The organism is Geopseudomonas sagittaria, from assembly GCF_900115715.1.
GTDB lineage: Bacteria > Pseudomonadota > Gammaproteobacteria > Pseudomonadales > Pseudomonadaceae > Geopseudomonas > Geopseudomonas sagittaria.
This window is the reverse complement of the sequence record NZ_FOXM01000003.1, coordinates 265,921-292,377: the sequence shown is the minus strand read 5'-3', so window position 1 is coordinate 292,377 and position 26,457 is coordinate 265,921. Positions and strand designations below refer to the sequence as shown.

The window sequence follows — 26,457 nt, the reverse complement described above, 5'->3', positions numbered from 1 at the left end:
ACGGATTCAAACGCCGAGCATGGCGTTGAGATGTTCGCGCTTGCTGTCCAGCTCCGCGGCGCTGAACTGGTCGACCACCTGACCGTGCTCGATCAGGTAATGGCGGTCGGCCAGGGGCGCGGCGAAGCGGAAGTTCTGCTCCACCAGGATGATGGTCAGGCCCTTCTCCTTGAGCCTGACCAGCACCTCGCCGAGCTTCTGCACGATCACCGGGGCGAGACCCTCGGTGATCTCGTCGAGCAGCAGCAGGTTGGCGCCGGTGCGCAGGATGCGCGCCATGGCCAGCATCTGCTGCTCACCGCCGGACAGCCGGGTGCCCTGGCTTCTGCGCCGCTCGTAGAGGTTGGGAAACATCTCGTAGATCTCGTCGAGGCTCATGCCGCCGCTGCGCACGGTCGGCGGCAGCAGCAGGTTCTCTTCGACGTTCAGGCTGGCGAAGATGCCGCGCTCTTCCGGGCAGTAGCCGGCGCCCAGACGCGGGATCTGGTAGGCGGGCAGGCAGGTGGTTTCCCGGCCGTTGACCATGATCGAGCCGGTGCGCCGGCCGACCATGCCCATGATCGACTTGAGGATGGTGCTGCGTCCGGCGCCGTTGCGGCCGAGCAGGGTGACCAGTTCGCCGCGGTTCACCTTCATGTCGATGCCGTGGAGGATGTGCGATTCGCCGTAGAAGGCGTGCAGGTTGTCCAGGCGCAGCTGTTCGATCGGCGTGGCATGCAACTCAGACATGTGCGGCCTCCTTGCCCATGTAGGCCTCGCGCACCTGCGGGTTGGCGGAAACCGTCGGGTAGTCACCCTCGGCCAGCACCTTGCCGCGCGCCAGCACGGTGATGCGGTCGCACAGGCTGCTGACCACCTTGAGGTTGTGCTCGACCATCAGCACGGTGCGGCCCACGGCCGCCCTGCGGATCAGCTCGACCACCCGCTCGACGTCCTCGTGGCCCATGCCCTGGGTCGGCTCGTCGAGCAGCATCACCTTGGGATCCAGGGCCAGGGTGGTGGCCAGCTCCAGGGCGCGCTTGCGGCCGTAGGGCAGTTCGACGGTCTTGCGCGCGGCGAAGCTCTGCAGGTCGACGGCTTCGAGCAGCTGCATGGCGCGTTCGTTGAGCATGTTGAGGGTGCTGGCCGGCTTCCAGAAGTGGAACGAGGTGCCCAGCGGGCGCTGCAGGGCCACGCGCACGTTCTCCAGCACGCTCATCTGGCCGAACACCGCCGAGATCTGGAACGAGCGCACCAGGCCCTGGCAGGCGATCTGGTTGGGGGCCAGCTTGCCGATGGCCTTGCCCTGGTAGAGTACCTCGCCGCGGGTGGCGGGCAGAAAGTGCGTCAGCAGGTTGAAGAAGGTGGATTTGCCGGCGCCATTGGGGCCGATCAGGGCGTGGATATGCCCTTGCTGCACCTGGAGATCGACCGAGTCCACGGCGGTGAAGCCATTGAACTCCTTGGTCAATCCCCGGGTTTCGAGGATGACATTGCTCATCGGATACTTTTCCTGCCAGGTGTTGATTGTTGTTGTTCAACCGGCACCGCGCCTGAGGCGCGGGTAACGCTGCGGCCGTGGCCGCGTACGCAGGAGAGGAATCCGTGGTGCGTCCTGCGTAGCTATAGCAACTGCTGTTCCTGCTCTTCTTCCCGTTCGTGGCCTTCCAGCGGCTCCAGCTCCACCTTGGCCAGGTCGGTCTGCAGCTTGTTGAGAAAGTGCAGCAGGCTCACGCTGTCGTCGAACCCCAGGCCGCTCAGGGCCTGCTGGTAGAACGCGTAGATCCTCGGCTGCAGGCTTTCCCAGTAGGCCTGGCCCTGTTCGGTCAACTGCACCAGACGGGCACGGCCGTCGTCGGGGTGCGGAATGCGCAGCACATGGTTGTCGCGCTCCATGCGCTTGAGCACCCCGTCCAGGCTCTGCCGGCTGACCACCAGGTACTCGGTCAGCTGGTTGAACGAGATGCCCTGCTCGTAACCCGGGCGGGACAGGGCGCCGAGCACCGCCCATTGCACGGTGCTGATGCCCATCTCGTTCTGCACCTGGCGCTGCAGGATGTTCCCCGTCTGGAACAGGCGGAAGAACAGCCTGTTCGCTACACCCTTCGATGCGTTGTCGTTCATGTCGATTCCCTATGTCCCGGTAAGCCTGGCTTGGCCGAAGTGGCGCCCTGCTTGCCGGGGCAGCAGGGGCTTCACTTGGGTATGTATTCGCGAGCGATGATATTTTTCATGATCTGCGCGGTGCCGTCACCGATCTGCAGGCCGAGCACGTCGCGCAGACGCTGGGCGAACGGCAGATCCTCGCCGTAGCCGGTGTGGCCGTGGGCCAGCAGGCACTGGTTGATCGTGTCATAGGCCAGCTTCGGCCCCCACCACTTGTTCATGGCGGCTTCGGGGTTGTGCGGCAGGCCGTTGTCCTTCAGCCACAGCGCGTAGTAGCACTGCAGGCGCGCCGCCTGGACGAAGGTCTGGTACTCGGCCAGCGGATGGGTCAGGCCCTGGAAGGCCGCCAGCGGCTGGCCGAAGGCCTGGCGCTCGGTCAGCCACTGCCAGGTCTCGTCCAGCGACTGCTGGGCCAGGGCCAGGCACTGCAGGCCGATCAGCGCGCGGCTGTAGTCGAAGCCCTGCATGACCTGCTTGAAGCCCTTGCCTTCCTCGCCGAGGCGATGGCTGGCTGGTACTTCGACGTTGTCGAAGAAGATCGAGCCACGGCCGATGGCGCGCTGGCCGGCATCCTCGAAACGGGTGGTGCTGATGCCTTTGGCATTCATCGGCACGAGGAAGGCGCTGATGCCGTTGGCGCGTGATTCCTGGCTGCCGGTGCGGGCGAACACCACCGCGACGTCGGCCTGGTCGGCCATGGAGATCGAGGTCTTCTCGCCGTTGAGCACGTAGACGTCACCCTTGCGCTCGGCCTTGAGCCGCAGGCTGGCGGCGTCGGAGCCGCCGCTCGGCTCGGTCAGGGCGATGCACGCCACCTTGCGCCCGGCGGTGATCTCGGCGAGCCACTCGCGGGCCAGTTCCGGCGCGGCGTGCTGGGCGATGATCTGGCCGTTGAGCGAGGTCAGCAGCGGGATGTAGCCGACGTTGAAGTCGCCCCTGGAAATCTCCTCGATGATGATGCCGGCGGTGACGCAGTCCAGACCGCTGCCGCCGAATTCTTCCGGCAGTTCGCCGCCGAGCAGGCCCATTTCACCCATCTGCTGGATGACGGCGCGCTCGATGTTGCCTTCGCGGTCGCGCTGGCGATAGCCGGGGGCGAGCACGTCGGCGCTGAAGCGGGCAACGCTTTCCCGGATGGCGTTCTGTTGTTCGTTGAATCCGAAATTCATGATTCTCTCCGAGCCTGGTCTGGGGGCTGCGCCGGCAGCGCGAGGGCTGCCGGCGTCAGCGCGTTAGCGGTAGAACTTGCGGAAGTCCGGCTTGCGCTTTTCCTTGAACGCGGCGGTGCCTTCCTTGGCCTCGTCGGTGTCGTAGTACAGGCTCAGCGCCTGCATGCCGAGACCGCCGATGCCGGCGATGTTCTCGCTGTCGGCGTTGAACGAGCGCTTGGCGATCGACAGGGCGGTCGGACTCTTCTCGAGGATCTCGTCGCACCACTTCTGCACTTCGGCATCCAGCTCCTCGTGCGGCACCACGGCGTTGACCAGGCCCCAGTCCAGCGCCTGCTGGGCGCTGTACTTGCGGCACATGTACCAGATCTCGCGGGCGCGCTTCTCGCCGATCACCCGCGCCAGGTAGGCGGTGCCGAAGCCCGGGTCGACCGAGCCGACCTTCGGCCCGACCTGGCCGAAGATGGCCTTGTCGGAGGCGATGGACAGGTCGCAGACCACGTGCAGCACGTGGCCGCCGCCGATGGCGAAGCCGTTGACGCGGGCGATCACCGGCTTGGGCACGGCGCGGATCAGGCTCTGCAGCTCTTCCACCGGCAGGCCGATCAGGCCGCGGCCGTCGTACTGGCCGGCGTGGGCGCCCTGGTCGCCACCGGTGCAGAACGCCTTGTCGCCGGCGCCGGTGAAGACGATCACGCCGATGGCCTTGTTCCAGCCGGCGCGGTTGAAGGCGTCGATCAGCTCCAGGCAGGTCTGGCCGCGGAAGGCGTTGTAGCGGTCCGGGCGGTTGATGGTGATGGTGGCGACGCCATCGACTTCGCTGTACAGAATGTCTTCGTAGTTCATGGGTATGTTCTCCTGGTTAGCCGGCCATGGTCAGGCCGCCGGACACGCTGATGACCTGTCCGGTGATGAAGTTGGCGTCGTCGCTGGCGAGCAGGGCGATGATCCCCGGGTAGTCTTCCGGCTGGCCGAGGCGGCGCATCGGCACGGCGTTCTTGAAGGCTTCCAGCAGTTTTTCCGGGTTGTTCGAGGTGTCCGCCACCGCCTTGAGCAGCGCGGTATCGGTCGGGCCGGGGCAGACCACGTTGAAGTTGACGTTCTTGGTCGCCAGTTCGCGCGCCAGGGTCTTCGACAGGCCGACCAGGCCAGCCTTGCAGGCGGCGTACACCGCTTCGCCGGAGGAGCCGACGCGGGCGGCGTCGGAAGCGACGTTGATCACCTTGCCGCCACCGGCGGCTAGCATCTTCGGCAGGACCACGTGGTGCATGTTCAGCGCGCCGGTCAGGTTGATGGCGATCAGTTGCTCCCACATCGCCGGCTCGGTCTTGAGGAACGGCATGAAGCGGTCGAACCCGGCGTTGTTGACCAGCACGGTGGGCACGCCCAGATCCTGCTCGATGGCCGCCACGGTGCTGACGATGGCCGCGTAGTCGGTGATGTCGGCGGCGTAGGCGCGGGCCTGGCCGCCAGCCTCGACGATCAGGTCGACGGTGGTTTGCGCGGCGCCGGCGTCGCGATCGAGCACCGCCACCAGGCTGCCTTCCTCGGCGAAGCGCAGGCACACCGCGCGGCCGATGCCGCCGCCGCCGCCGGTGACAATTACGGTTTTTCCATTCAGACCTTTCATCGCTTGTCTCTCTCTTGTCGGATGACTGCTTGTCGGAAGATTGCGCACGCTGCTGCCGGACTCAGGCATGGGCCTGCTGGTTGTGGAAGATGTCCTTGGCCATGTCCCGCAGCTTGAATTTCTGGATCTTCCCGGACGGGGTGCGCGGCATGGCCGGCAGCACCTCGAGGTATTCGGGCAGGTACTGGCGGGTGAATCTCTGCTCCATCAGGAAGTCGGTGACGTCCTTGAGGGTCAGCATGGCGCTGGCGTCGTGCAGGGTGACGTAGGCGCACAGGCGCTCGCCCAGGCGTTCATCGGGCGCGCCGACCAGCGCGACGGCCTGGATCGCCGGGTGCTGGTACAGGCTGTTCTCGATGTCAGCGATCGGCAGGTTCTCGCCGCCGCGGATCACCACGTCCTTGCTGCGCCCGGTGATGCGGATGTAGCCGGCCGCGTCCTTGCGGGCGATGTCGCCGGTGGCGAACCAACCCTCGGCATCGACGCTGTACATGTCCGGCTGGCGGAAGTAGCCGACACACTGGCTGGCGCCGCGCACCAGCAGGTCGCCTTCCTCGCCGGCCGGCAGTTCGTTGCCGTGCTCGTCGACGATCTTGATCTGCATATAAGGCAGGGCCACGCCGTCGAAGTTGACCGCGGTGGTCTGCGGGTCCTCGGGGCGGGTGGTGGTTACCGCGCCGTTCTCGGTCATGCCCCAGGCCGAGATGACCTTGGTGCCCTGCATCACGCTGGCGGCCTTCTCGACCAGGGCGCCGGGAATCGGTGCGCCGGCGGAGATGAAGGTCTTCAGGCTGGCCAGACGGCCGCGCTCGGTGCGGGCCTGCTCGGCCAGGTCGGCGAGGAAGGGGGTGGAGCCCAGGGTCAGGCTGCAGCCTTCCTCGGCGATCACCCGGACGGCGAATGCCGGCTCCCAGACGTCCTGGAGGATGGCGGTGGCGCCGAGGTACATCGGCAGCATCAGGCCATAGAGGAAGCCGAGCTGGTGGGCCAGCGGCGAGGGCATCAGGATGATGTCGTCGGCACACAGGCGCTGGCGCTCGCTGAACGGACGGATGTTGCTGAGCAGGGTGTTGGAGGTGTGCATCACCCCCTTGGGCTTGCCGGTGGTGCCGGAGGTGTACAGCAGCTGCACCACATCGTCGGCGCTCGGCCGGCGCTCGGCGAACAGCCGGGTGGTGTCGACTTCCTCTTCCCAGGCGCGCTGCAGCAGCACCTTGTCGAACGACTGCTCGTCGTCGCTGTCGATCACCAGCACGTGCTTGAGGTCCGGCAGCTCGCTGCGCAGGCCGCGGAGCATCGCCTGGTGGTCGAAGTTGCGGAAGGTCTTGGGGACCACCGCCACCTTGCTCTGCGCATGGGCGAGCATGTACTGCATCTCGTGCTCGCGGAAGATCGGCATCAGCGGGTTGCACACCGCACCGATGCGCACGCAGGCCAGGAACAGGGCGCTCATCTGCCACCAGTTGGGTAGCTGGCAGGACACCACATCACCCTTGTCGACGCCCAGGCCGGCCAGGCCGGCGGCCATGCGGGTGATCTGTCGATCCAGCTCGCTGTAGCTCAGCGAAACGCGATCGTCAGCATGAACCCGGTAGCCGGTCAGGGCGATCTTGTGCGGCGTCGCTGTGACCGCCTTCTCAAAGCAATCTGTAATGATCATGTCATTCCAGGCGCCGCATGCGTACATCTCCGTACGCCGCCCTTCGTGCATGTTTGTTCTTATTTTCATGCATTCCCTCACTTTATAGAGGTTTATCGGTTCTTTTAGGCAAACCACTGCGTTCCTGCTGAGAGCCAAGATAAGCCCTGCAATTTTAATATGTCAACATGTTGTCTTTAATTTTGAGCGGGACTATTCTCGGGTCACGGTTCGGGGATCACCACGAGCCGAGCGTCATGCGCGAAACCTTGCCGGTCGGTGTGATCAGGCACGACAAGAACAAGAAGCTGACCCGGACCTGATGGGTTCGGGAGCTGCAGAGGAGCAGGTCATGGAGTTCGACAACATTCAGATAGAGGTCCAGGGGGCGGTCGGTCTGATCCGCCTGCATCGACCGGAAGTCCACAACGCGCTGAACGGCGCGCTGATGCGCGAGCTGGGCGCCGCCTTGCGGCTGTTCGAGCGGGAAACGAACGTCCGCGCCATGGTCATCACCGGCAGCGACAAGGCCTTCGCCGCCGGTGCGGACATCTCCGAGCTGCAGTTCAAGACCTTCTCCGACGTCTATCTGGAGAACTTCGTGACCGCCACCTGGGAGGAGGTGACCCGCTGCCGCAAGCCGGTGATCGCCGCGGTGGCCGGCCTGGCGCTGGGCGGCGGCTGCGAGCTGGCGATGATGTGCGACTTCATCATCGCCGCCGACAACGCGCGCTTCGGCCAGCCCGAGGTCAAGGTCGGCACCCTGCCGGGGGCCGGTGGCACCCAGCGCCTGACCCGCGCGGTCGGCAAGGCCATGGCCATGGACATGTGCCTGACCGGCAGAACCCTGGATGCTGAGGAGGCCGTGCGCTTCGGCCTGGCCAGCCGGGTGGTGCCGCTGGACAAGCTGCTCGACGAGGCCATGACCTGCGCCGCGCAGATCGCCAGCTACTCCGGCATGGCGGTGCGCCTGAACAAGGAAGCGGTCAACCGCGCCTTCGAGACCACCCTGGCCGAGGGCGTGGAGTTCGAGCGCCGCCTGATGCACGCCAGCTTCGGTTCCGAGGATCAGAAGGAAGGCATGCAGGCCTTCGTGCAGAAGCGCAAGCCGCTGTGGCGGCACCGCTGAGCCGCACGTAGTACCGACTCCACCGCACAACAACAAGAACGCAGGCCCGCGAGCCTGCAGGAGCTGATCGATGTCATCCCTTGTGCAGTATTCCCGCCAGGGCGCCATCGCCCTGATCACGGTCGACAATCCCCCGGTCAATGCCCTCGGCCACGCGCTGCGTGCGGCCCTGCTGGACGCCTTCCGCCAGGCCGAAGCCGACGCTGCGGTACAGGCCGTAGTGCTGAGCTGCGCCGGGCGCACCTTCATCGCCGGCGCGGACATCCGCGAGTTCGGCCAGACCCCGCAGGCGCCGCTGCTGCCGGAGCTGGTCGAGGCCATCGAGGCGTGCCGCAAGCCCTGCGTCGCCGCCATCCACGGCTCGGCCCTCGGTGGCGGGCTGGAAGTGGCGCTGGCCTGCCACTACCGCATCGCCCGCTGCGACGCCAGCCTCGGCCTGCCGGAGGTCAAGCTTGGGCTGATCCCCGGCGCCGGCGGCACCCAGCGCTTGCCGCGCCTGGTCGGCGTGGCCCGCGCGCTGCGCATGATCACCAGCGGCACGCCCATCGCGACCGCCGAGGCGCTGGCTTGCGGATTGGTCGACGACTACTTCGACGGCGAGGCGCAGGCCGCCGGGCTGGCTTTTGCCGAGCGCCTGCTGGCCGAGGGGCGCGGCCCGCGGCGCAGCGGCGAGCGCCGCGAGCAGCTGCAGGTCAGCGATGCGGCGGGGCTGTTCTCCGCCCGGCGCAGCGAGCTGGCGCAGCAGGCGGAAGCCTTCGCGCCACTGCGCGCCGTCGACGCCATCGAGGCCGCTACCCTGTTGCCGCTGGCCGAGGGCCTCAAGCGCGAGCGCGCGCTGTTCGAGCAGTGCCTGCAGTCGCCGCAGCGCGCCGCCCTGGTGGCGGCTTTCTTCGCAGAGCGCGCCGCGCGCAAGGCGCAACCGGCCGCCTGATCCCAGTCACCGTGGGCGGCCCGGCCGCCATCAATCGAGGAGTCTTCATGGACATCAACTACAGCGCGGAAGAACTCGCCTTCCGCGACCAGGTGCGCGAGTTCCTGCGCGCCGAACTGCCCGCGGACATCGCCGAGCGGGTGCGCCTCGGCAAGCATCTCGGCAAGGACGACCACCAGCGCTGGCAGCGCATCCTCAATACCCGCGGCTGGTATGCCGCCAACTGGCCGGTGGAGTTCGGCGGCACCGGCTGGAGCGTGGTGCAGAAACACATCTTCGAGGAGGAGTGCGCCGCCTTCGGTGCGCCGCGGCTGATCTCCTTCGGCGTCAACATGGTCGCCCCGGTGATCATCAAGTTCGGCAGCGCCGAGCAGAAGGCCCACTACCTGCCGCGCATCCTCGACGGCAGCGACTGGTGGTGCCAGGGCTACTCCGAGCCGGGCGCCGGCTCCGACCTGTCCTCGCTGAAGACCCGCGCGGTGCGCGAGGGCGATCACTACGTGGTCAACGGCCAGAAGACCTGGACCACCCTCGGCCAGCACGCCAACTGGATCTTCTGCCTGGTGCGCACCGACCCGCAGGCCCAGCAGCAGCGCGGCATCTCCTTCCTGCTGATCGACATGGCCAGCCCCGGCATCAGCGTGCGGCCGATCATCACCCTGGACGGCGAGCACGAAGTCAACGAGGTGTTCTTCGACAACGTGCGGGTGCCGGTGGGCAACCTGGTCGGCGAGGAGAACCAGGGCTGGACCTGCGCCAAGTACCTGCTCACCCACGAGCGCACCGGCCAGGCCGGCATCGGCATCTCCAAGGCCGCGCTGGCCCACCTCAAGCAGGTCGCCGCCCGCGAGGGGCGCCTCGCCGACCCGCTGCTGCGCGCGCAGATCGCCGAAGTGGAGATGCAGCTGCTGGCCATCGAGGTCAGCACCCTGCGCATCCTCGCCGCCGCCCAGGCCGGCGGCGTGCCGGGCGCGGAAAGCTCGATCCTCAAGATCAAGGGCTCGGAAATCCGCCAGGCGATCAGCCACCTGCTGCGCAAGGTCATCGGCCCCTGCGCGCTGCCGTTCCTCGAGGACGAGCTGGCCCCGGCCTTCGCTGGCGCGCCGCTGCACGGCGACTACTGCGCCGGCCCGGCCAGCCAGTACTTCAACCTGCGCAAGCTGTCGATCTACGGCGGCTCCAACGAAATCCAGAAGAACATCATCTCCAAGATGATCCTCGATCTGTAGGAGAGCACCCCATGGACTTCAAATTGACCGAAGAGCAGCAGATGTTGCAGGATACCGTGGCCCGTCTGGTGCGCGACAGCTACGGCTTCGAGCAGCGCGAGCATTTCTACCGCAGCGAGGCGGGTTTCAGCCGCGAGTTCTGGCAGCAGCTGGGCGAGCTGGGCCTCTGCGGCGTGCCCTTCAGCGAGGCCCACGGCGGCTTCGGCGGCAGTGGCGTGGACAACATGCTGATCATGACCGAGCTGGGCCGCGGCCTGTGCCTGGAGCCCTACCTGCAGTCGCAGATCCACGCCGGCGGCCTGCTGCAGCAGCTGGGCAACGCCGAGCAGCACGAACGCCTGCTGCCGGTGGTGACCAGCGGCGAGCTGCAGCTGGCAGTCGCCCTCGAGGAGCGCCAGAGCCACTACCACCTGCACGACGTGCAGACCCGCGCCGAGCGGGTCGACGGCGGCTGGGAGCTGAGCGGACGCAAGGTGGTGGTGATCGGCGGGCACAGCGCCAGGATGCTGCTGGTATCGGCCCGCACCCGCGGCGCGGCGCGCGACGAGCAGGGCATCTCGCTGTTCCTGGTCGACGCCCAGGCCGAAGGGCTGAGCCGCCGGGTCTACCCGACCATCGACGGGCCGAAGGCCTGCGACCTGCTGCTCGACCGCGTGCTGGTGCGCGACAGCGACCTGCTCGGCGAGCCGGGCCAGGCGCTGGCGGCGCTGCGCTACCAGCAGGGCCGCGCCATCGCCGCCCAGTGCGCCGAGGCCATCGGCAGCATGCAGGAGGCCTGCCAGCTGACCCTCGACTACCTGAAGACCCGCCAGCAGTTCGGCGCGCCGATCGGCAAGTTCCAGGCCCTGCAGCACCGCATGGTCGACATGCGCACCGAACTGGAGCTGGCCACCTCCATGGCCATCCTCGCCGCCTGTGTGGCTGACCAGGCCGACAGCCTGGAGCGCAGCCGGCGCCTGGCCGCCGCCAAGTTCATCGTCACCCGCGCCGCGCGCTTCATCGCCGAGCAGGCGATCCAGCTGCACGGCGGCATCGGCATGACCTGGGAATACAGCCTGGCCCACCACGCCAAGCGCCTGGTGATGCTCAGCCACCAGCTGGGCGACGACGACCATCACCTGCAGGCTTACTCCGAACTGCTGCACAGCGCCTGAATTCCATCCGAAGACCTGAGGACAACAAGATGAAGATACTGGTCGCGGTAAAACGAGTGGTCGACTACAACGTCAAGGTCCGCGTCAAGGCGGACGGCTCCGGCGTCGACCTCGCCAACGTCAAGATGGCGATGAACCCCTTCTGCGAGATCGCCGTGGAAGAAGCCGTGCGCCTGAAAGAGAAGGGCGTGGCCAGCGAAGTGGTGGTGGTCAGCATCGGCAGCAACGCTGCCCAGGAACAGCTGCGCACCGCCCTGGCCCTCGGCGCCGACCGCGCCGTGCTGGTCGAGTCCAACGACGAGCTGAACTCGCTGGCGGTGGCCAAGCTGCTCAAGGCCGTGGTCGACCAGGAACAGCCGCAGCTGGTCATCCTCGGCAAGCAGGCCATCGACAGCGACAACAACCAGACCGGGCAGATGCTCGCCGCACTGACCGGCTTCGCCCAGGGCACCTTCGCCTCCAAGGTGGAAGTCGCCGGCGACCAGCTCAACGTCACCCGCGAGATCGACGGCGGCCTGCAGACCGTCGCCCTCAAGCTGCCGGCCATCGTCACCACCGACCTGCGCCTCAACGAACCGCGCTACGCCTCCTTGCCCAACATCATGAAGGCCAAGAAGAAGCCGCTCGACGTGCTGACCCCGGAGGCGCTGGGCGTGTCCGTCGCCTCCACGGTGAAGGTACTCAAGGTCGAGGCACCGGCCACGCGCAGTGCCGGCATCAAGGTGGGCTCGGTCGCCGAGCTGGTCGACAAACTCAAGAACGAAGCGAAGGTGATCTGATGGCCATTCTCGTCATTGCCGAGCACGACAACGCCGCCCTGGCCGGCGCCACCCTGAACACCGTGGCTGCGGCGCAACAGATCGGTGGCGACATCCACCTGCTGGTCGCTGGCGCTAACTGCGGAGCCGTGGCCGAGGCCGCCGCCAAGGTCGCCGGGGTGGCCAAGGTGCTGGTCGCCGACCACGCCGCCTACGCCCACCAGCTGGCGGAGAACCTCGCCCCGCTGGTGGCCGAGCTGGTCTGCGGGACCTCGCCGGCCGCCTACAGCCACGTGCTGGCCCCGGCCACCACCAACGGTAAGAACCTGCTGCCGCGCGTCGCCGCGCTGCTCGACGTCGACCAGATCTCCGAGATCGTCAGGGTCATCGCGCCGGATACCTTCCAGCGGCCGATCTATGCCGGCAACGCCATCGCCACCGTGCAGTCTTCGGCCACCGTGAAGGTGATCAGCGTACGCGGCACCGGCTTCGACGCCGTGGCCGCCAGCGGTGGCTCGGCCAGCATCGAGACCATCGCCAGCGTCACCGATGCCGGCATCTCCCGCTTCGTCGGCGAGGAGATCGCCAAGTCCGAACGCCCGGAGCTGACCGCCGCCAAGATCATCGTCTCCGGCGGTCGCGGCATGCAGAACGGCGAAAACTTCCAGCTGCTCTACAGCGTGGCCGACAAGCTCGGCGCCGCGGTCGGCGCCTCGCGCGCGGCGGTGGACGCCGGCTTCGTGCCCAACGACATGCAGGTCGGCCAGACCGGCAAGATCGTCGCGCCGCAGCTGTACCTCGCCGTCGGCATCAGCGGGGCGATCCAGCACCTGGCCGGCATGAAGGACTCCAAGGTCATCGTGGCGATCAACAAGGACGAGGAGGCGCCGATCTTCCAGGTCGCCGACTACGGCCTGGTCGGCGACCTGTTCGAGGCGGTTCCCGAGCTGGAGCGCCAGCTCTGAGGACGCTTTCCGACCGCCCTGCGGGGCGGTCATCCAGCCCAGGTGAAGGAGGCAGGATGTTCAAACGAATTGGCGTGATCGGCAGTGGTGCGATGGGGCGTGGCATTGCCCAGTTGTTCGCCACCGCCGGGGTCGAGGTGCTGCTGCATGACAGCCGCAGCGAGGCCATCGACCAGGCGCTGGCCTATAACCGCGAGACGCTCGAGCGCGCGGCGGCCAAGGGCCGGCTGAGCCCCGAGCAGCTCGAGGCGACCCTGGCGCGCCTGCGCCCGGCGGCAAGCCTGGCGGAACTGGCCGACTGCGACCTGCTGATCGAGGCCATCGTCGAGAACCTCGAGGCCAAGCAGGCGCTGTTCCGCGAGCTGGAGGCGCTGGTCGCCGCCGATGCGGTACTGGCCACCAACACCTCGTCGCTGTCGGTGACCCGCATCGCCAGCGGCTGCCGGCACCCCGAGCGGGTCGCCGGTTTCCATTTCTTCAACCCGGTGCCGCTGATGAAGATCGTCGAGGTGGTGCGCGGCGAGCGTACCGACCCGGCGGTGATCCGCCGTCTGGCGGCGCTGGCCGAGCAGGCCGGGCACTTCCCGGCGAGCACCCCGGATACCCCCGGCTTCTTGGTCAACCACGCCGGCCGAGCCTACGGCACCGAGGCGCTGCGCATCCTCGCCGAGGGCGTGGCCACGCCGGCGCAGATCGATCGCATCCTGCGCGACAGCCTGGGCTTTCGCATGGGGCCGTTCGAGCTGCTCGACCTGATCGGCCTGGATGTCACCCAGGCGGTGATGGAATCGGTGTACCAGCAGTTCTACCAGGATCCGCGCTACACGCCGTCCTACCTGGTGGCGCCGCGCCTGGCCGCCGGCCTGCTGGGGCGCAAGAGCGGCGAGGGTTTCTACCGTTACGTCGACGGCCAGATCCAGCACGAGGCCGAGCCGGCCCCGGCGCCGGTGGCCATCGAGCGGCCGTTCTGGCTGGACAGCCGCGATCCACAGGTGCGCGGGCAGGTCGCCGCGGTGCTGGCCGCCGCCGGCGCGGTGCTGGAGGAGGGCGCCCAGCCCTCGGCGCAGGCCATCTGCCTGGTCACCCCGCTGGGCGAGGACGCCAGCAGCTGCATTGCCCGCCAGCAGCTGCCCGCCGCGCGCAGTCTGGCGCTGGAAACCCTCGCCGGCTTCGCCACGCGCCGTGTGCTGATGCGCCAGCCGGGGCTCGACCCGCAGCTGCTGGCCCAGGCCCGTCAGGCGCTGGGCGCCGATGGCGTGCCGGTGGAAGTGATCAACGACTCGCCCGGCTTCGTCGCCCAGCGCGTGCTGGCCGTCATCGTCAACCTCGGCTGCGAGATCGCCCAGCGGCGCATCGCCAGCCCGGCGGTGCTCGATCGCGCCGTGCAGCTGGCGCTGGGCTATCCCCATGGCCCGCTCGGCTTTGGCGAGCAGTTTGGCGCGGCCCGCGTCGAGCAGATCCTCCATGAGTTGCACGAGCAGTATCAGGAGCCGCGCTACCGGGTCAGCCCGTGGCTGCGTCGGCGCGTGCAGCTCGGCCTGCCGCTCACCACCCCGGAAGATCAGGAGCCATCGGCATGACTGCCTACATCTATGACGGCCTGCGTTCGCCCTTCGGCCGCTATGCCGGTGCCCTGGCCTCGCTGCGCCCGGACGACCTGCTGGCCAGCGTGGTCCGCGCCCTGGTGGCGCGCAATCCGTTCACCGGCGAGGTCTACGAGGACATCGTCGCCGGCTGCACCAACCAGGCCGGCGAGGACGCGCGCAACGTGGCGCGGCATGTCGGCCTGTTGTCCGGCTTGCCGTTGTCGGTGGGTGGTCTCACCGTCAACCGTCTGTGCGGCTCAGGACTGGCGGCGGTGCTGGATGCCGCGCGCGCCGTGCGTACCGGCGAGGGCGAGCTGTTCGTAGTCGGCGGCGTGGAAAGCATGAGCCGCGCGCCCTTCGTGCTGGCCAAGAGCGAAAGCCCCTACGCCCGCGAGCTGCGCGTGTTCGACAGCACCATCGGTGCGCGCTTCGCCAACCCGCGGGTGGAGGCCGAGTTCGGCGCCGACTCAATGCCGGAAACCGCCGACAACGTGGCGCAAGCGCTAAACATCAGCCGCGAGGCGGCCGACCGCTATGCTGCGCGCAGCCAGCAGCTGTATGCCGCGGCCGCCGCGGCGGGCTTCTACAGCGGCGAGATCCTGCCCATCGAGGTGACGCAGGGCCGCAAGCAGCCGCCGAAGGTGGTGGCGAGCGACGAGCATCCGCGTCCGGAAAGCACCTTCGCGGCGCTGTCGCGGCTGAACCCGCTGTTCGAAGGTGGCGTGGTCACCGCCGGCAATGCCTCCGGGGTCAACGATGGCGCCGCGGCGCTGCTGATCGGCTCCAAGGCCATCGGCGAGCGCTTCGAGTGCCAGCCGCGGGCGCGCATCCTCGCCGGCGCCATCGCCGGGGTGGAGCCGCGGCTGATGGGCCTCGGTCCGGTGCCGGCGATCCGCAAGACGCTGCAGCGCAGCGGCCTGACCCTGGGCGACATGGACGTGATCGAGATCAACGAGGCCTTCGCTGCCCAGGTGCTCGGCTGCACCCGCGAGCTGGGCCTGGCCTGGGACGACCCGCGCCTCAACCCCAATGGCGGCGCCATCGCTCTCGGCCACCCGCTGGGCGCCTCCGGTGCACGCCTGGCGCTGACCGCGCTGCGCCAGCTGGAACGCACCGGCGGGCGCCATGCGCTGGTCAGCCTGTGCATCGGCCTGGGGCAGGGCATCGCCTGCGTCATCGAACGGCTCGATTGAATCCATACCCATAACAAGACCCATACCGAGGACTACCGACATGGCCAACAAGGCAAGCTTCAACTGGGCAGATCCGCTGCTGCTCGACCAGCAACTCAGCGAAGAAGAGCGCATGGTGCAGGACAGCGCCCGCAAGTTCGCCGCCGACCGCCTGGCGCCGCGAGTGCTGGAAGCCTTCCGTCACGAGCACACCGACCCGGCGATCTTCCGCGAGATGGGCGAGACCGGCCTGCTCGGCGCGACCATCCCGGTCGAGTACGGCGGCAGCGGCCTCAACTACGTGTGCTACGGCCTGATCGCCCGCGAGGTCGAGCGCATCGACTCCGGCTACCGCTCGATGCTCAGCGTGCAGTCCTCCCTGGTGATGGTGCCGATCAACGAGTTCGGCAACGAGGCCACCCGGCAGAAGTACCTGCCGAAGCTGGCCAGCGGCGAGTGGATCGGCTGCTTCGGCCTGACCGAGCCGAACCACGGCTCCGACCCGGGCTCGATGATCACCCGCGCCAGGACGGTCGACGGCGGCTACCGGCTGACCGGCAGCAAGATGTGGATCACCAACAGCCCGATCGCCGACGTGTTCGTGGTGTGGGCCAAGGACGACGCGGGGGAGATCCGCGGCTTCGTGCTGGAGAAGGGCTGGCAGGGCCTGTGCGCCCCGGCGATCCACGGCAAGGTCGGCCTGCGCGCCTCGATCACCGGCGAGATCGTCATGGACAACGTGTTCGTCCCCGAGGAGAACGTGTTCCCCGAGGTGCGCGGCCTCAAGGGTCCGTTCACCTGCCTGAACTCGGCGCGCTACGGCATCGCCTGGGGTGCACTGGGCGCCGCCGAGGCCTGCTGGCACACCGCGCGCCAGTACACCCTCGACCGCCAGCAGTTCGGCCGCCCGCTGGCCGCCAACCAGCTGATCCAGAAGAAGCTGGCTGACATGCAGACCGAGATCACCCTGGCCCTGCAGGGCTGCCTGCGCCTGGGCCGCATGAAGGACGAGGGCACTGCGGCGGTGGAGATCACCTCGATCATGAAGCGCAACAGCTGCGGCAAGGCGCTGGACATCGCCCGCCTGGCCCGCGACATGCTGGGCGGCAACGGCATCAGCGACGAGTTCGGCGTGGCCCGCCACCTGGTCAACCTCGAGGTGGTCAACACCTACGAGGGCACCCACGACATCCACGCGCTGATCCTCGGCCGCGCGCAGACCGGCATCCAGGCGTTCTACTGAGCCTGAACCCCGGACTCGCAGGATGGGTTGAGCACAGCGATACCCATCAATCCGCCCGATGGGTTACGCCGCACGGCGGCTAACCCATCCTACGCTCTGAGTGCCACTGGGCGGGGAGCCGGGTCACCCCCGGTTCCCGCCATTTGCGGGCACCACTGCGGGGGGCGAGCAGTGGTGTCCGACTTTTTGCCTATGCCCGTGATGTCCCGGCGCTGGCCGGCGCCGAGCGAGGCACGGCACATTCGCCGGCCGACAAGAACCATCAGGAGCGTTCCCCATGCATGACGTCGAGTGGCTCGACCTTGCCCATGCCCGTCTCGAATACCAGCAGATCCCGGCTCGCGCGGCGGGGCTGCCGACCCTGGTGCTGCTGCACGAAGCCCTCGGCGGCATTGCCCACTGGAAGGATTTCCCCCGTCAGCTGGCCGAGCACAGCGGCTGCGCGGTGCTGGCCTACAGCCGTCAGGGCCACGGCCGCTCCAGCCCGGCGCCGCAGCCGCGGCCCCTCGACTACCTGAGCGTCGGCTGCCCCGACGAACTGGGCGCCTTGCTCGAAGCCCTCGACCTGCGCAACGTGGTGCTGGTCGGCCACAGCGACGGCGCCTCCATCGCCCTGGCCTACGCCGCGCGCAACGACCCGCGGGTGCTCGGCGTGGTCGCCATGGCGCCGCACGTGATCGTCGAGGAGGCCACCCTGGCCGGCATCCGCGCGGCCGACGCGCATTTCAGCAACAGCGACCTGCTCGAGCGCCTGCGCGTCTACCACGGCGCCAACCTCGAGGGCGTCTTCCATGGCTGGGTGGATACCTGGCAGCAGCCCGAGTTCGCCGCCTGGAACCTCGACCGCGAGCTGGCGCAGATCCGCGTGCCGCTGCTGGCCTTCCAGGGCGAGGGCGACCAGTACGCCACCGCCGAACAGCTGGCGCGCATCGCCCGCGGCGTCGCCGGCCCCTGCCGCACCGCGCTGCTCGGCGACTGCCGGCACATCCCGCACCGCGAGGCGGGCGCAGCGACCCTGCGCTTGATCGGGGAGTTTCTGGCGCAGAACGGGCTGGTTGCGGCCGAGGCGCTGGGGGCGATGGAGCCGGTCTGAGTCGGGGGCGGCGCCGAGCTACTGACGGCTATCTCGCCCACGCAGGCGCGGCACGACGATCTCCCATTGCCCGCACCTTAGGCGGTCGCGGAACTCCTCGCTGCTGTCGTCGGCGAAGCGGGTGACGATGCCTGCCACCTCGCAGTGCTCGGCGTGCAGGGTGGGGCGGAAGGCGCGGGCGGTACGGCCGACGGTGCGGCCCTGGCGGTCGAGGATCTGGTAGCGCCTGCCGTCCTCCTGCAGCTGCAGGGTATCGCCGGTCTGCAGCTCCCGGATCGCCTGGTGGATAGGCGCCTGTGTGCTGTGCCGGCCGGGGTAGTCGATGTCGATCTCCTGCAGGCCGAGCATCTGGTAGCGGATCTCCAGTTGTGGATCATGGCGGCCGGCGAACTCCTGCTCCAGTACTGCGCCGGCCAGCGAGCGGGTGAACGGGTTGCCGGGCTGGAACTCGCCGAGGGTCAGGGTTTCCCGGGCGCGAGTCATTCCGACATAGTACAAGCGGCGCTCCTCTTCCAGATGCTGCGGGCTGCGGCTCCAGCCACCGTCGAGCAGCACCACATGGCGGAATTCCAGGCCCTTGGCCGAATGCACCGTGCCCAGGTACAGTCCGGGGCGCGCTTGCTGACGCAGCTCGCGGGCGTAGTCGTAGAGCCAGTCGGTCAGTGCGGCCGTGGACAGCCGGCAGTCGCCGAACTCGCCCTGGAGCTGCTCGACAGCGGTGGCGAAGAACGCCTGCCAGGGAGCGTCGAGTGCCAGTTCGCCAAGGCGCTCGCGCACGCCGGCGACATCGAACTGCGGCTTGCCGCCACGCAGCTGGTCGATGGCCTGGATGAAGCCGCGCTGTCGGGTCAGCGGCAGGCTGACCTTGTCGTCGGCGAGGTGGTAGGCGATGCCCTGCTGCTCGCACCAGGCCTGCAGCGGCTGCAGGTAGCGGTGGCTGCGCGCAAGGATGGCGCAGTCCTGCCAGTCGTCGCCACGTTGCTCCAGGTCCAGCAGGCGCTTCAGCTCGCCGAGCACGGCCTGGGCCTGCAGGTTGCCGTGTTCTCGATCGCCGGCCGGCAGGCGCAGGCACAGCACTCGGCCCTCGCGCGCAAGATCGAGACTCTGCCAGTGGCCGCTGGCGGGGTCCTCCTCGCGTTGCTTGTCGATGCGGATCGGCTGTGCGGCCTTGAGCCGCGCCGGGTTGTGCTCGATCAGCTGGTTGGCGGCGGCGATGATCGTCTGGCTGGAGCGGTAGTTCTCCACCAGGTAGCTGATGTCGGCCTGGTATTCCGCTCGGTAGTTTTCGATATGCCGGTTGCTGCCGCCGCGCCAGTGATAGATGTTCTGGTCGTCGTCGCCGACGGCGAGGATGCACAGCGCGGCGTCGCTCTCACTGTCGCCGCGCCGTTTGGCCAGGGCGCTGACCAGACGATACTGGTGCTCGTCAATGTCCTGGTATTCGTCCACCAGGATGTAGCGGTAGCCGCGCAGCAGGCGCTCGCGCAGGTCGTCCTCGCCCTCCACCAGATGCTGCCCTTCGAGCAGTTCGGCGGCACGCTCGAGGAGGGCCTGCAGCTCGCGCTCCTCGACCTTCTCGCGGCGCTCGAAGCGGGTACCGGTGAGGCGCATGGCCATGGCGTGGTAGGTCAGCACGGTCAGCCCCCACGCTTCCTGGCCGACCAGTTCGAGCAGGCGCCGGCGGATCTCGTTGGCGGCGTGGCGGTTGAAGGTCAGCGCGATGATGGCGCTGGCCGGCACCCGGCGCACCCGCAGCAGGTAGGCGATGCGGTGCACGATCACCCGCGTCTTGCCGGAGCCGGGGCCGGCGAGGATCAGCCGGTTGCGGTCGTCGTGGTCGGTGACGATGAGCTTCTGCGTGGCGTTGAGCGACCCGACGATGGACTTCCACGAGGCCTCGCTGGTGGCCAGGGCGAGCACTTTCTCCTTGCCGGCGAAATAGCGGCGCAGGAACTCCTGCTTGCTGTCGCTGAAGTAGTGCAGCACCAGGCCCAGGGCGGCGGCCATTTCCTTGAGGGCGATTTCCGCATACTCGCGCATTACGTGCACCTGGATGCGCCGCTCGCGGTAGTGCTCGTCGAGGCGCTGGAAGTCCTCCTTGAGATAGCGCTGGCCCTGGCGCTCCGGGCTGATGGCGATGGTCATGGCCCGACGCATCACGGTCATGCCGTGGTTGAGGGTCAGCACTTCCTGCTGGTGCAGGTACAGCAGCGTATGTTCGATGGCCGCCTGGCGCTGCTCCGCCGGGATATAGGTGCGCAGCTCGAGGTCGGTGTCGAGCAGCTGGAGCAGTTCGCCGAAGGTGGTCTGCACCAGCAGGTCCTTGCCGCGGGCGCCGGCGGGCAGCTTGTCGAGCAGGAAGGGCAGCAGGGCGGCGGCGATGGCGCGACGCCTGTCCCCCTGGCGCGCCAGCTGCTGCCAGCTGCGACCGTTGCGCAGGCGCAGCTTGAGGTAGTCATGGTTGATCTGGCGTAGCTCGAGGGTGCTGCCCTGCTGGCGGTCGCCGTCGCGATCCTGCGCTAGGCTGTGCAGCAGGCGCAGGATGTGCAGCGGCAGCAGGTCGGCCAGGCCGCTGACCTCGCGCAGGCGGGCGCTGAGCGCCGGCAGATGGACGTCCTGCCAGCCGCCCTGGTCGGCATCCGGGGCCTGTTCGCGCATCTCGTCGAGCAGCGCCTGCTCCAGCTGCAGCGACTGCTTGAGCCGCTCGGCGGACGCGCCGGCGATGGCGTGGCGCAGGTAGAGGGTCAACTGGGTGTCGTTCTCCAGCAGGCCGAGGTCTTCCAGCTGGCGCAGGCTGCCGGCGACTTCCTCGGCGGTCTGCCCGGTGAGCGCCATCAGCTGGTCGGTGTTGATGCGCTCGTCGGCCTCGGCGGCGTAGAGGAACTGCAGGATGGCGCGGAACTCCTCCAGGCGCCGGGCCGGCAGGTCGGCCAGCGCCAGGCGCGCCTCGGCCTGCTCCTCCGGCAGCTTCAGGCGCGCCGGAAACACCCGCGTGTGGTTCTCCTCGCGGCGCAGAAAGCGGCCGCGCTCCAGCCAGGCGATGGCGGTGGCCACCTTGGTTTCGGCGTCGCGGTCGTCGGCGTCGAAGCTGGTCTGCACGCTGTCGTCCTGGAGGATCTCGCCGGCGGTGATGACCAGCTGGCCGCCCTTGCGTCGGCCGCTTTCAGCGCGCAGCTTGGCGAGGATCTGCTGGATGTCGCGCTGGCTGAGCTGCGAGCGCTCGCTGAGGCCGAACTGGGTCTCGATGTCCTGCGGGTCGTAGAGCAGCACACAGCGCGCCTGCTGCTGGTCGCGGCCGGCGCGGCCGGCTTCCTGCAGGTAGTTCTCCAGCGAGCCGGGGATGTCGGCGTGCACCACCAGGCGCACGTCCTGCTTGTCCACGCCCATGCCAAAAGCGTTGGTGGCGACGATCACCCGCAGTCGGCCATCCTTGAACTCGTCCTGGATGTCCTTCTTCTCGTGGGGCTGCAAGCCGGCATGGAAGAAGCGGCAGGCCCAGTCCTGGCGCTGCAGGAACTCGGCCAGGGTCTCGGCGTTCTTGCGGCTGGCAACGAAAACCACCGCGCCGCCGTCGCGCTGCCCCAGCTCGTCGCCCAGCAGCTGGTGGGTGCGCGGCCACTTCTCGCCGGCGCCGACCGGCAGCACCTCGAAGCTCAAATTGCTGCGCTCGGGCGTGCCGATGAAGTCGCGGAAGGTGATCCCCAGTTCGTCGCGAAAGTGCGTGCGGATGTCCTCCAGCACGTCTTGCTTGGCGGTGGCAGTGAAGCAGCCGATCGGCGCCAGGGGCTGAGCGACGCTGAACTCGCGGATGAAACGGGCGGCGTAGAGATAGTCCGGGCGGAAGTCGTTGCCCCACTTCGACAGACAGTGCGCCTCATCGAAGATCCAGGCGCCGATCTGGCGCTGGGCGATGGCGCCGCGCAGGGCCTTGTTGCGGAACTGCTCCGGCGACACCAGCAGCAGGCCGATGTCGCCCATCTGGATCTTCTCCAGTACATCGGCACGCTCGGGCAGGGTCAGCAGGCCGTTGAGGGCGGCGGCGCACTGCACGTTGCGCGCCAGCAGGCCGTCCACCTGATCCTTCATCAGCGACTGCAGCGGCGAGATGATCACCGTCAGGCTGCCGTTGCGGTGGTAGCGATTGAGTGCCGGCAGCTGGTAGCACAGCGACTTGCCGCCGCCGGTGGCGAGCACCGCCAGCACCGACTGGCCCTGCATGCCGGTCTGCACGATGTCCTGCTGCGCGCTGCTGCCGTCCGCCTCGCGGCGGAAATCGTCGAAGCCGAAGTAGCGCTTGAGTTCGTGGCGCGGGTCGTGGGCGCTGCGGCAATACTGGCAGGCGGGATCGCTGCACGGTTGGTCGCGCAGTTCGCCGATCAGCTGGCTGACCGCAGGGAACTGGTGGCGCACCCAGGGCGCCAGCACTGAGTTGCCGCCGGCCACTCGCAGCCAGGCCAGGGCGTAGGCCAGTGGCCAGTGCCGCTCGGGTTGGTGCAGGTCATCGACCAGCAGGCGCTGCAGGCGGGTGCGACAGACCTTGAGATCGCGCGCCAGGGTCGGATCGTTCTCGCGCAGCAGGTCGTGCAGCAGTTCGTTCAATCGCTCGATGGGTAACGGCCGCTGGCCGCTCATGTGCATGAAGAAGTTGCCGAGACCTGCGCCGACCTGCGGAGCGATCAGCGCCTGGTAGCAGAGCAGTTCCTCGGGGCGGCTGGTGTTGAGTTGACGGAAGGCCTGGTGCTGGTCGAGAAACAGCGCCAGGGTCGCCCGGCAGTCGGCCAGCGGCGAGTTGAGGCTGGCGCGGATCAGCTTGTAGTCCTTGATCAGCCGGTGATAGGGATTCTGCGGAAAGGCCAGCGGCGACAGGCGCAGGGTGTCGACCGCCGGCAGACGCAGAAGGGCGAGTTGCGGAGCGAGCGCCTCGAGCAGTGGCAGATCGTGGACCTGCAGGTTGTGACCGAGCAGGAAGCTGGCCCCCTCGGCCATCCGTTCCAGCTGGGCGAGGGCGGCGTCGAGCCGCTGCCGGGACGGGGTGTCGAGTTCCAGCTCCTCGCCGGTGTCGGGGCGCAGGGCGCCGAGCTTGATGATCCGCGCCGGCTGCTCCGGGGTTTCCGGTACCACCTCCAGATCGAATACCAGGCATTTCGGTTGCGGAGGTAGTGCCATGAGTCGAGTCGTCCCTGAGAGCAAAGCTGCAAAGGCGGCGACTTTACCCCAGAGGCCCCGATGCCGGGAGGGGTTGGTGCAGGGAAAGCGCCGTGCTGGCTGTATCCGCTAGATGACGCTCCACGCCCTGCGCCGACACCGGCTGCGAGCGCGAGTCTCGCTGGCCGGGCCGGCCTCAATGCCTGAGCAGCAGCACCAGCAACGCCAGATTGACCAGCAGCGAAACCAGCGCCAGGCCGCGCCAGAACTTCAGCGGCTCGCGCTCGAGCAGCGGGCGGGCCGGCAGGTCCTGGGCGCGGCGCTCGCCCTGGTCGAGGGCCAACAGCCATTCCTCGGTGGTCTCGAAGCGCTGCGCGGGGTTGTTGGCCAGCGCCTTGAGGAGGATTTCGTCGAGCCAGGCCGGCAGGTCCGGGCGATAGCGGCTGGCCGGCGTCGGCGCGCGATTCGGCGGCTGCTGGAAGGCTTCGACCTCGCCGTAGGGGTAGTGGCCGGTCAGCAGGCGATAGAGGGTGACCCCGGCGGCGAACAGGTCCTGGCGCTCGTCCGGCGGCTGGCCGGCGAAGGCCTCCGGGGCGATGTAGCTGGGCGTGCCCGGCAGGCTGTGGGCCTCGTCCTCGGAGAGGCCCGGGCAGTAGGCCAGGCCGAAGTCGAGCAGGCGCAGCTCGCCGTCGGCGCCGACCAGCAGGTTCTCCGGCTTGATGTCGCGGTGCAGGATGTTGCGCCGGTGCAGCTGGCCCAGCGCGCGCAGCAGGCTGCGCGCCAGCGCCAGCCAGTCGGCCAGCGGCAGCGGGCCCTGCTGCTCCAGGCGCGCCGCCAGGGTCTGCCCGGCGTATTCGCGCATGACGAAGTACAGGTGCTGGCGCTGCGCCAGGCCGTGCACCTCGGGAAAGCTGCGCCCGGCCACGCGGCGCAGGAACCATTCCTCCAGCAGCAGGGCTTGCTGGGTGTGCGGATCCTCGGCCAGCGCCGGGGTCAGGGTCTTCAGCAGCCAGGGGCGGCCCTGGCCGTCACGCACCCGATAGAGCAGCGACTGGCGGCTTTCGCCGAGCAGGCGCTCCACCTGCCAGCCCTCGAAGCTCTGGCCGTCGCGCAGGCGTGGTGGCAGCGGCCACTGCTGCAGGCGGGCGAGGGCGTCGGCCAGGCTGCTTTCCGGCAGCGCGTCGATGCGCACCAACAGGGCGCTGGCGTTGTCCTGGCTGCCGGCGCGGTGGGCGGCGCCGACCAGCGCGGCCGCGGCGGCCTGCGGTTCGGGTTCGGCTTCGAGGATGCTGCGGATGATCGAGTCGTTGAGCACCGCCCAGACGCCGTCGCTGACCAGCAGGAAGCTTTCGCCGACCTGCAGGTCGCCGTCCAGATAGTCCATCACCAGATGCTGGTCGAGGCCGAGGGCGCGCTTGAGCACGTGCTGCATGCCCTCCTGCTCCCACACGTGCTCGCTGGTCAGGCGCTGCAGCTTGCCGGCGTGCCAGCGATAGGCGCGGCAGTCGCCGACGTGGGCGAGGGTGAAGCGTCGGCCGCGCAGCACCAGCGCGGTGAGCGTGGTGAGCAGCGGCTGGCCACCGCCGGCCGCCTGCAGCCAGCGGTTGTGCGCCAGCAGCAGGCGGTCCAGTGATTGCGCCACCGGCCAGGTTTCCGGCGTGGCGTAGTAGTCCAGCGCCAGCGCCTGCAGGGTGGCACGCGCCGCCAGGCCGCCGTCGGCGCACTGGCTGACGCCGTCGGCCAGGGCCAGCAGATGGCCCTTGCTGGCGGCCAGCGCCGGCGCCGGGGTCACCACGCGCAGGGCGTCCTGATTCTCGCTGCGCGGGCCGGTGGCGCTGGCTTCGCCGGTGGTCAGTTGCAGGGGCATGGGCGGGTCCGTGGTGATTGGCGGGGTGCGGGGAGGTGTTGGGGATCGTCTGTGGCACCACCCAACCTACGCCATTGCACAGGATGGGTGGTGCGCAGCGCTCGCCATCGGCTGCCGATCAGACCCGTGCGGCGGTCACCGCCGCCGAGCCCCAGGTGGTTCTCCAGCGCAGCTTGACGCCGTGCAGGCCGATCCAGGCGACCACGCCGAGGGCGGCGAACAGCCACAGGCCGAGCTGGTAGTCGCCGGTGGCCTGCTTGATCGCGCCGAGGCCTGCGGTCAGGGCGAAGCCGCCGATGCCGCCGGCCATGCCGATCAGCCCGGTCATCACGCCGATCGACTGGCGGAAGCGCTGCGGCACCAGCTGGAACACCGCGCCGTTGCCGGCACCCAGGCTGAGCATGGCGACCACGAACAGGGCCAGGGCGGCCGCCGAGCTGGACAGGTTGAAGCCGACCACGGCGAGGCACAGCGAGGCGATGGTGTACATCACCAGCAGGGTGCGGATGCCGCCGATGCGGTCGGCCAGCGCACCGCCCAGCGGGCGCAGCAGGCTGCCGGCGAACACGCAGGCGGCGGTGTAGTAGCCGGCCTTGACCGGGTCGAAGCCGTACTGGTCGTGGAAGTAGCCGGGCAGGGTGCTGGCCAGGCCGAGGAAGCCGCCGAAGGTCACGCTGTAGAACAGCATGAACCACCAGCTGTCGCGGTCGGTCAGCGCCTTCAGGTAGTCGGCGCCCGACTTGGGCTTGGCCCGCTCGGGGGCGTTCCTGGCCACGCTGGCAAAGATGATCAGGGTCAGTACCAACGGGATCAGCGCCAGGCCGAACACGTTGCCCCAGCCGAAGGCGCTGGCCAGCACCGGCGCGAACAGGGCGGCGAGCACGGTGCCGGAGTTGCCGGCGCCGGCGATGCCCATGGCCTTGCCCTGGTGCTGCGCCGGGTACCACTGCGAGGCCAGCGGCAGGGCTACGGCGAAGGAGGCGCCGGCGAAGCCGAGGAACAGGCCGAGCAGCAGCGCCTGCTCATAGCTGTGCACGCCGTGCAGCCAGGCCACCGCCAGGGCGGCGATGACGATCACCTGGCCGACCAGGCCGGCGCTCTTCGGCGAGGTGCGGTCGGCCAGCATGCCCATCAGGAAGCGCAGCACCGCGCCGGCGAGGATCGGCGTGGCGACCATCATGGCGCGCTGCTGGGTGGTCAGGCCGAGGTCGGCGGCGATCTGCACGCCCAGCGGGCCGAGCACGTACCAGACCATGAAGCTCAGGTCGAAATAGAGAAATGCGGCGAACAGGGTTGGCGTATGGCCGGCTTTCCAGAAACTCGTGTTCATCTGACACCTCGAATCCAAAGTTCGCAAAAGGCCGGGGGCTGGCGTGGAACCGAGCCTGGTCGGATGGTCCGCGCCTGCCTCCGGGTACGCCGGGCTTGTGGCCAGGCGCTGGTGGCATGGCCACCCAAGGGGGAAGGGTTACTGGGCAGCGGTGCGGATCGCGCGCCCGCCGCCCGCCCCGGGCATTGGGGCGTGCAACGAAAAAGGCGTCGCAGCACGCCAGCCGGAGCTGGGTGATGCGACGCCTTTGTCTTGGTCGACCACCGCCATTG

The 26,457-nt window shown here is 68.6% G+C and carries 19 protein-coding genes and 1 pseudogene; 10 read left to right on the top strand and 10 right to left on the bottom strand.

Annotation, left to right across the window (positions count from 1 at the left end; genetic code table 11):
- Positions 1-6: 6 nt before the first annotated feature.
- From BM297_RS05470 to BM297_RS05440, 7 genes are all read right to left on the bottom strand, one after another.
- Positions 7-729 carry an ABC transporter ATP-binding protein gene (locus tag BM297_RS05470; RefSeq protein ID WP_092429093.1) on the bottom strand — a complete coding sequence of 241 codons (723 nt, stop codon included), beginning with the start codon at positions 727-729 and terminating at the stop codon, positions 7-9.
- A complete protein-coding gene (locus tag BM297_RS05465; RefSeq protein WP_092429091.1) occupies positions 722-1,480 on the bottom strand; it encodes an ABC transporter ATP-binding protein in 759 nt (252 codons plus the stop codon). The genes BM297_RS05470 and BM297_RS05465 overlap by 8 nt, the downstream gene beginning before the upstream one ends.
- Before the next feature lie 122 nt (positions 1,481-1,602).
- Entirely contained in the window at positions 1,603-2,103 is a 501-nt protein-coding gene (locus tag BM297_RS05460) for a MarR family winged helix-turn-helix transcriptional regulator (RefSeq protein ID WP_092429089.1), read from the bottom strand.
- A gap of 71 nt (positions 2,104-2,174) precedes the next feature.
- The gene (gene aliB / locus BM297_RS05455; protein WP_092429087.1) at positions 2,175-3,314 is read right to left on the bottom strand and encodes a cyclohexanecarboxyl-CoA dehydrogenase; all 1,140 of its coding nucleotides are present in this window, start codon (positions 3,312-3,314) and stop codon (positions 2,175-2,177) included.
- A 63-nt stretch (positions 3,315-3,377) separates the two neighbouring features.
- Positions 3,378-4,160: an enoyl-CoA hydratase-related protein gene (locus tag BM297_RS05450; RefSeq protein ID WP_092429085.1), complete on the bottom strand. Its 783-nt coding sequence runs from the start codon at positions 4,158-4,160 to the stop codon at positions 3,378-3,380.
- Positions 4,161-4,176: 16 nt separating this feature from the next.
- On the bottom strand, positions 4,177-4,944 hold the full coding sequence (locus BM297_RS05445) for an SDR family NAD(P)-dependent oxidoreductase (protein ID WP_092429083.1): 768 nt from the start codon (positions 4,942-4,944) through the stop codon (positions 4,177-4,179).
- A gap of 61 nt (positions 4,945-5,005) precedes the next feature.
- Positions 5,006-6,604, bottom strand: a complete 1,599-nt coding sequence (locus BM297_RS05440) for an AMP-binding protein (protein WP_217648242.1) — start codon at positions 6,602-6,604, stop codon at positions 5,006-5,008.
- A gap of 331 nt (positions 6,605-6,935) precedes the next feature.
- On the opposite strand from BM297_RS05440, the gene BM297_RS05435 reads away from it, so the two are divergent.
- From BM297_RS05435 to BM297_RS05390, 10 genes and pseudogenes are all read left to right on the top strand, one after another.
- Positions 6,936-7,712, top strand: coding sequence for an enoyl-CoA hydratase (locus tag BM297_RS05435; protein ID WP_092429079.1), 777 nt, complete (start codon positions 6,936-6,938; stop codon positions 7,710-7,712).
- 70 nt (positions 7,713-7,782) lie between these two features.
- Positions 7,783-8,625, top strand: a pseudogene (locus BM297_RS05430) (enoyl-CoA hydratase-related protein); the annotation flags it as partial.
- A 65-nt stretch (positions 8,626-8,690) separates the two neighbouring features.
- A complete protein-coding gene (locus BM297_RS05425; RefSeq protein WP_092429075.1) occupies positions 8,691-9,872 on the top strand; it encodes an acyl-CoA dehydrogenase family protein in 1,182 nt (393 codons plus the stop codon).
- 11 nt (positions 9,873-9,883) lie between these two features.
- The gene (locus tag BM297_RS05420; protein WP_092429073.1) at positions 9,884-11,026 is read left to right on the top strand and encodes an acyl-CoA dehydrogenase family protein; all 1,143 of its coding nucleotides are present in this window, start codon (positions 9,884-9,886) and stop codon (positions 11,024-11,026) included.
- A 29-nt stretch (positions 11,027-11,055) separates the two neighbouring features.
- The gene (locus tag BM297_RS05415) at positions 11,056-11,805 is read left to right on the top strand and encodes an electron transfer flavoprotein subunit beta/FixA family protein (RefSeq protein ID WP_092429071.1); all 750 of its coding nucleotides are present in this window, start codon (positions 11,056-11,058) and stop codon (positions 11,803-11,805) included.
- A complete protein-coding gene (locus tag BM297_RS05410) occupies positions 11,805-12,749 on the top strand; it encodes an electron transfer flavoprotein subunit alpha/FixB family protein (protein WP_092429069.1) in 945 nt (314 codons plus the stop codon). The genes BM297_RS05415 and BM297_RS05410 overlap by 1 nt, the downstream gene beginning before the upstream one ends.
- 56 nt (positions 12,750-12,805) lie before the next feature.
- On the top strand, positions 12,806-14,329 hold the full coding sequence (locus tag BM297_RS05405; protein ID WP_092429068.1) for a 3-hydroxyacyl-CoA dehydrogenase: 1,524 nt from the start codon (positions 12,806-12,808) through the stop codon (positions 14,327-14,329).
- A complete protein-coding gene (locus BM297_RS05400) occupies positions 14,326-15,528 on the top strand; it encodes a 3-oxoadipyl-CoA thiolase (RefSeq protein ID WP_092429066.1) in 1,203 nt (400 codons plus the stop codon). The genes BM297_RS05405 and BM297_RS05400 overlap by 4 nt, the downstream gene beginning before the upstream one ends.
- Positions 15,529-15,568: 40 nt before the next feature.
- Complete coding sequence (locus BM297_RS05395; protein ID WP_092429064.1) at positions 15,569-16,750, top strand: acyl-CoA dehydrogenase; 1,182 nt, start codon at positions 15,569-15,571, stop codon at positions 16,748-16,750.
- A gap of 277 nt (positions 16,751-17,027) precedes the next feature.
- On the top strand, positions 17,028-17,843 hold the full coding sequence (locus BM297_RS05390) for an alpha/beta fold hydrolase (protein ID WP_092429062.1): 816 nt from the start codon (positions 17,028-17,030) through the stop codon (positions 17,841-17,843).
- Positions 17,844-17,861: 18 nt separating this feature from the next.
- On the opposite strand, the gene BM297_RS05385 is transcribed toward BM297_RS05390, so the two are convergent.
- The 3 genes from BM297_RS05385 to BM297_RS05375 all read right to left on the bottom strand — a co-directional run bounded on the left by BM297_RS05385 (position 17,862) and on the right by BM297_RS05375 (position 26,185).
- Positions 17,862-23,009 carry a RecQ family ATP-dependent DNA helicase gene (locus BM297_RS05385; RefSeq protein WP_092429060.1) on the bottom strand — a complete coding sequence of 1,716 codons (5,148 nt, stop codon included), beginning with the start codon at positions 23,007-23,009 and terminating at the stop codon, positions 17,862-17,864.
- 175 nt (positions 23,010-23,184) lie between these two features.
- Positions 23,185-24,855 (bottom strand): bifunctional protein-serine/threonine kinase/phosphatase, encoded by a 1,671-nt coding sequence (locus BM297_RS05380; RefSeq protein ID WP_092429058.1) that lies wholly within the window; start codon positions 24,853-24,855, stop codon positions 23,185-23,187.
- Positions 24,856-24,973: 118 nt separating this feature from the next.
- Positions 24,974-26,185, bottom strand: coding sequence for a nitrate/nitrite transporter (locus BM297_RS05375; protein WP_092429056.1), 1,212 nt, complete (start codon positions 26,183-26,185; stop codon positions 24,974-24,976).
- Positions 26,186-26,457 lie beyond the last annotated feature (272 nt).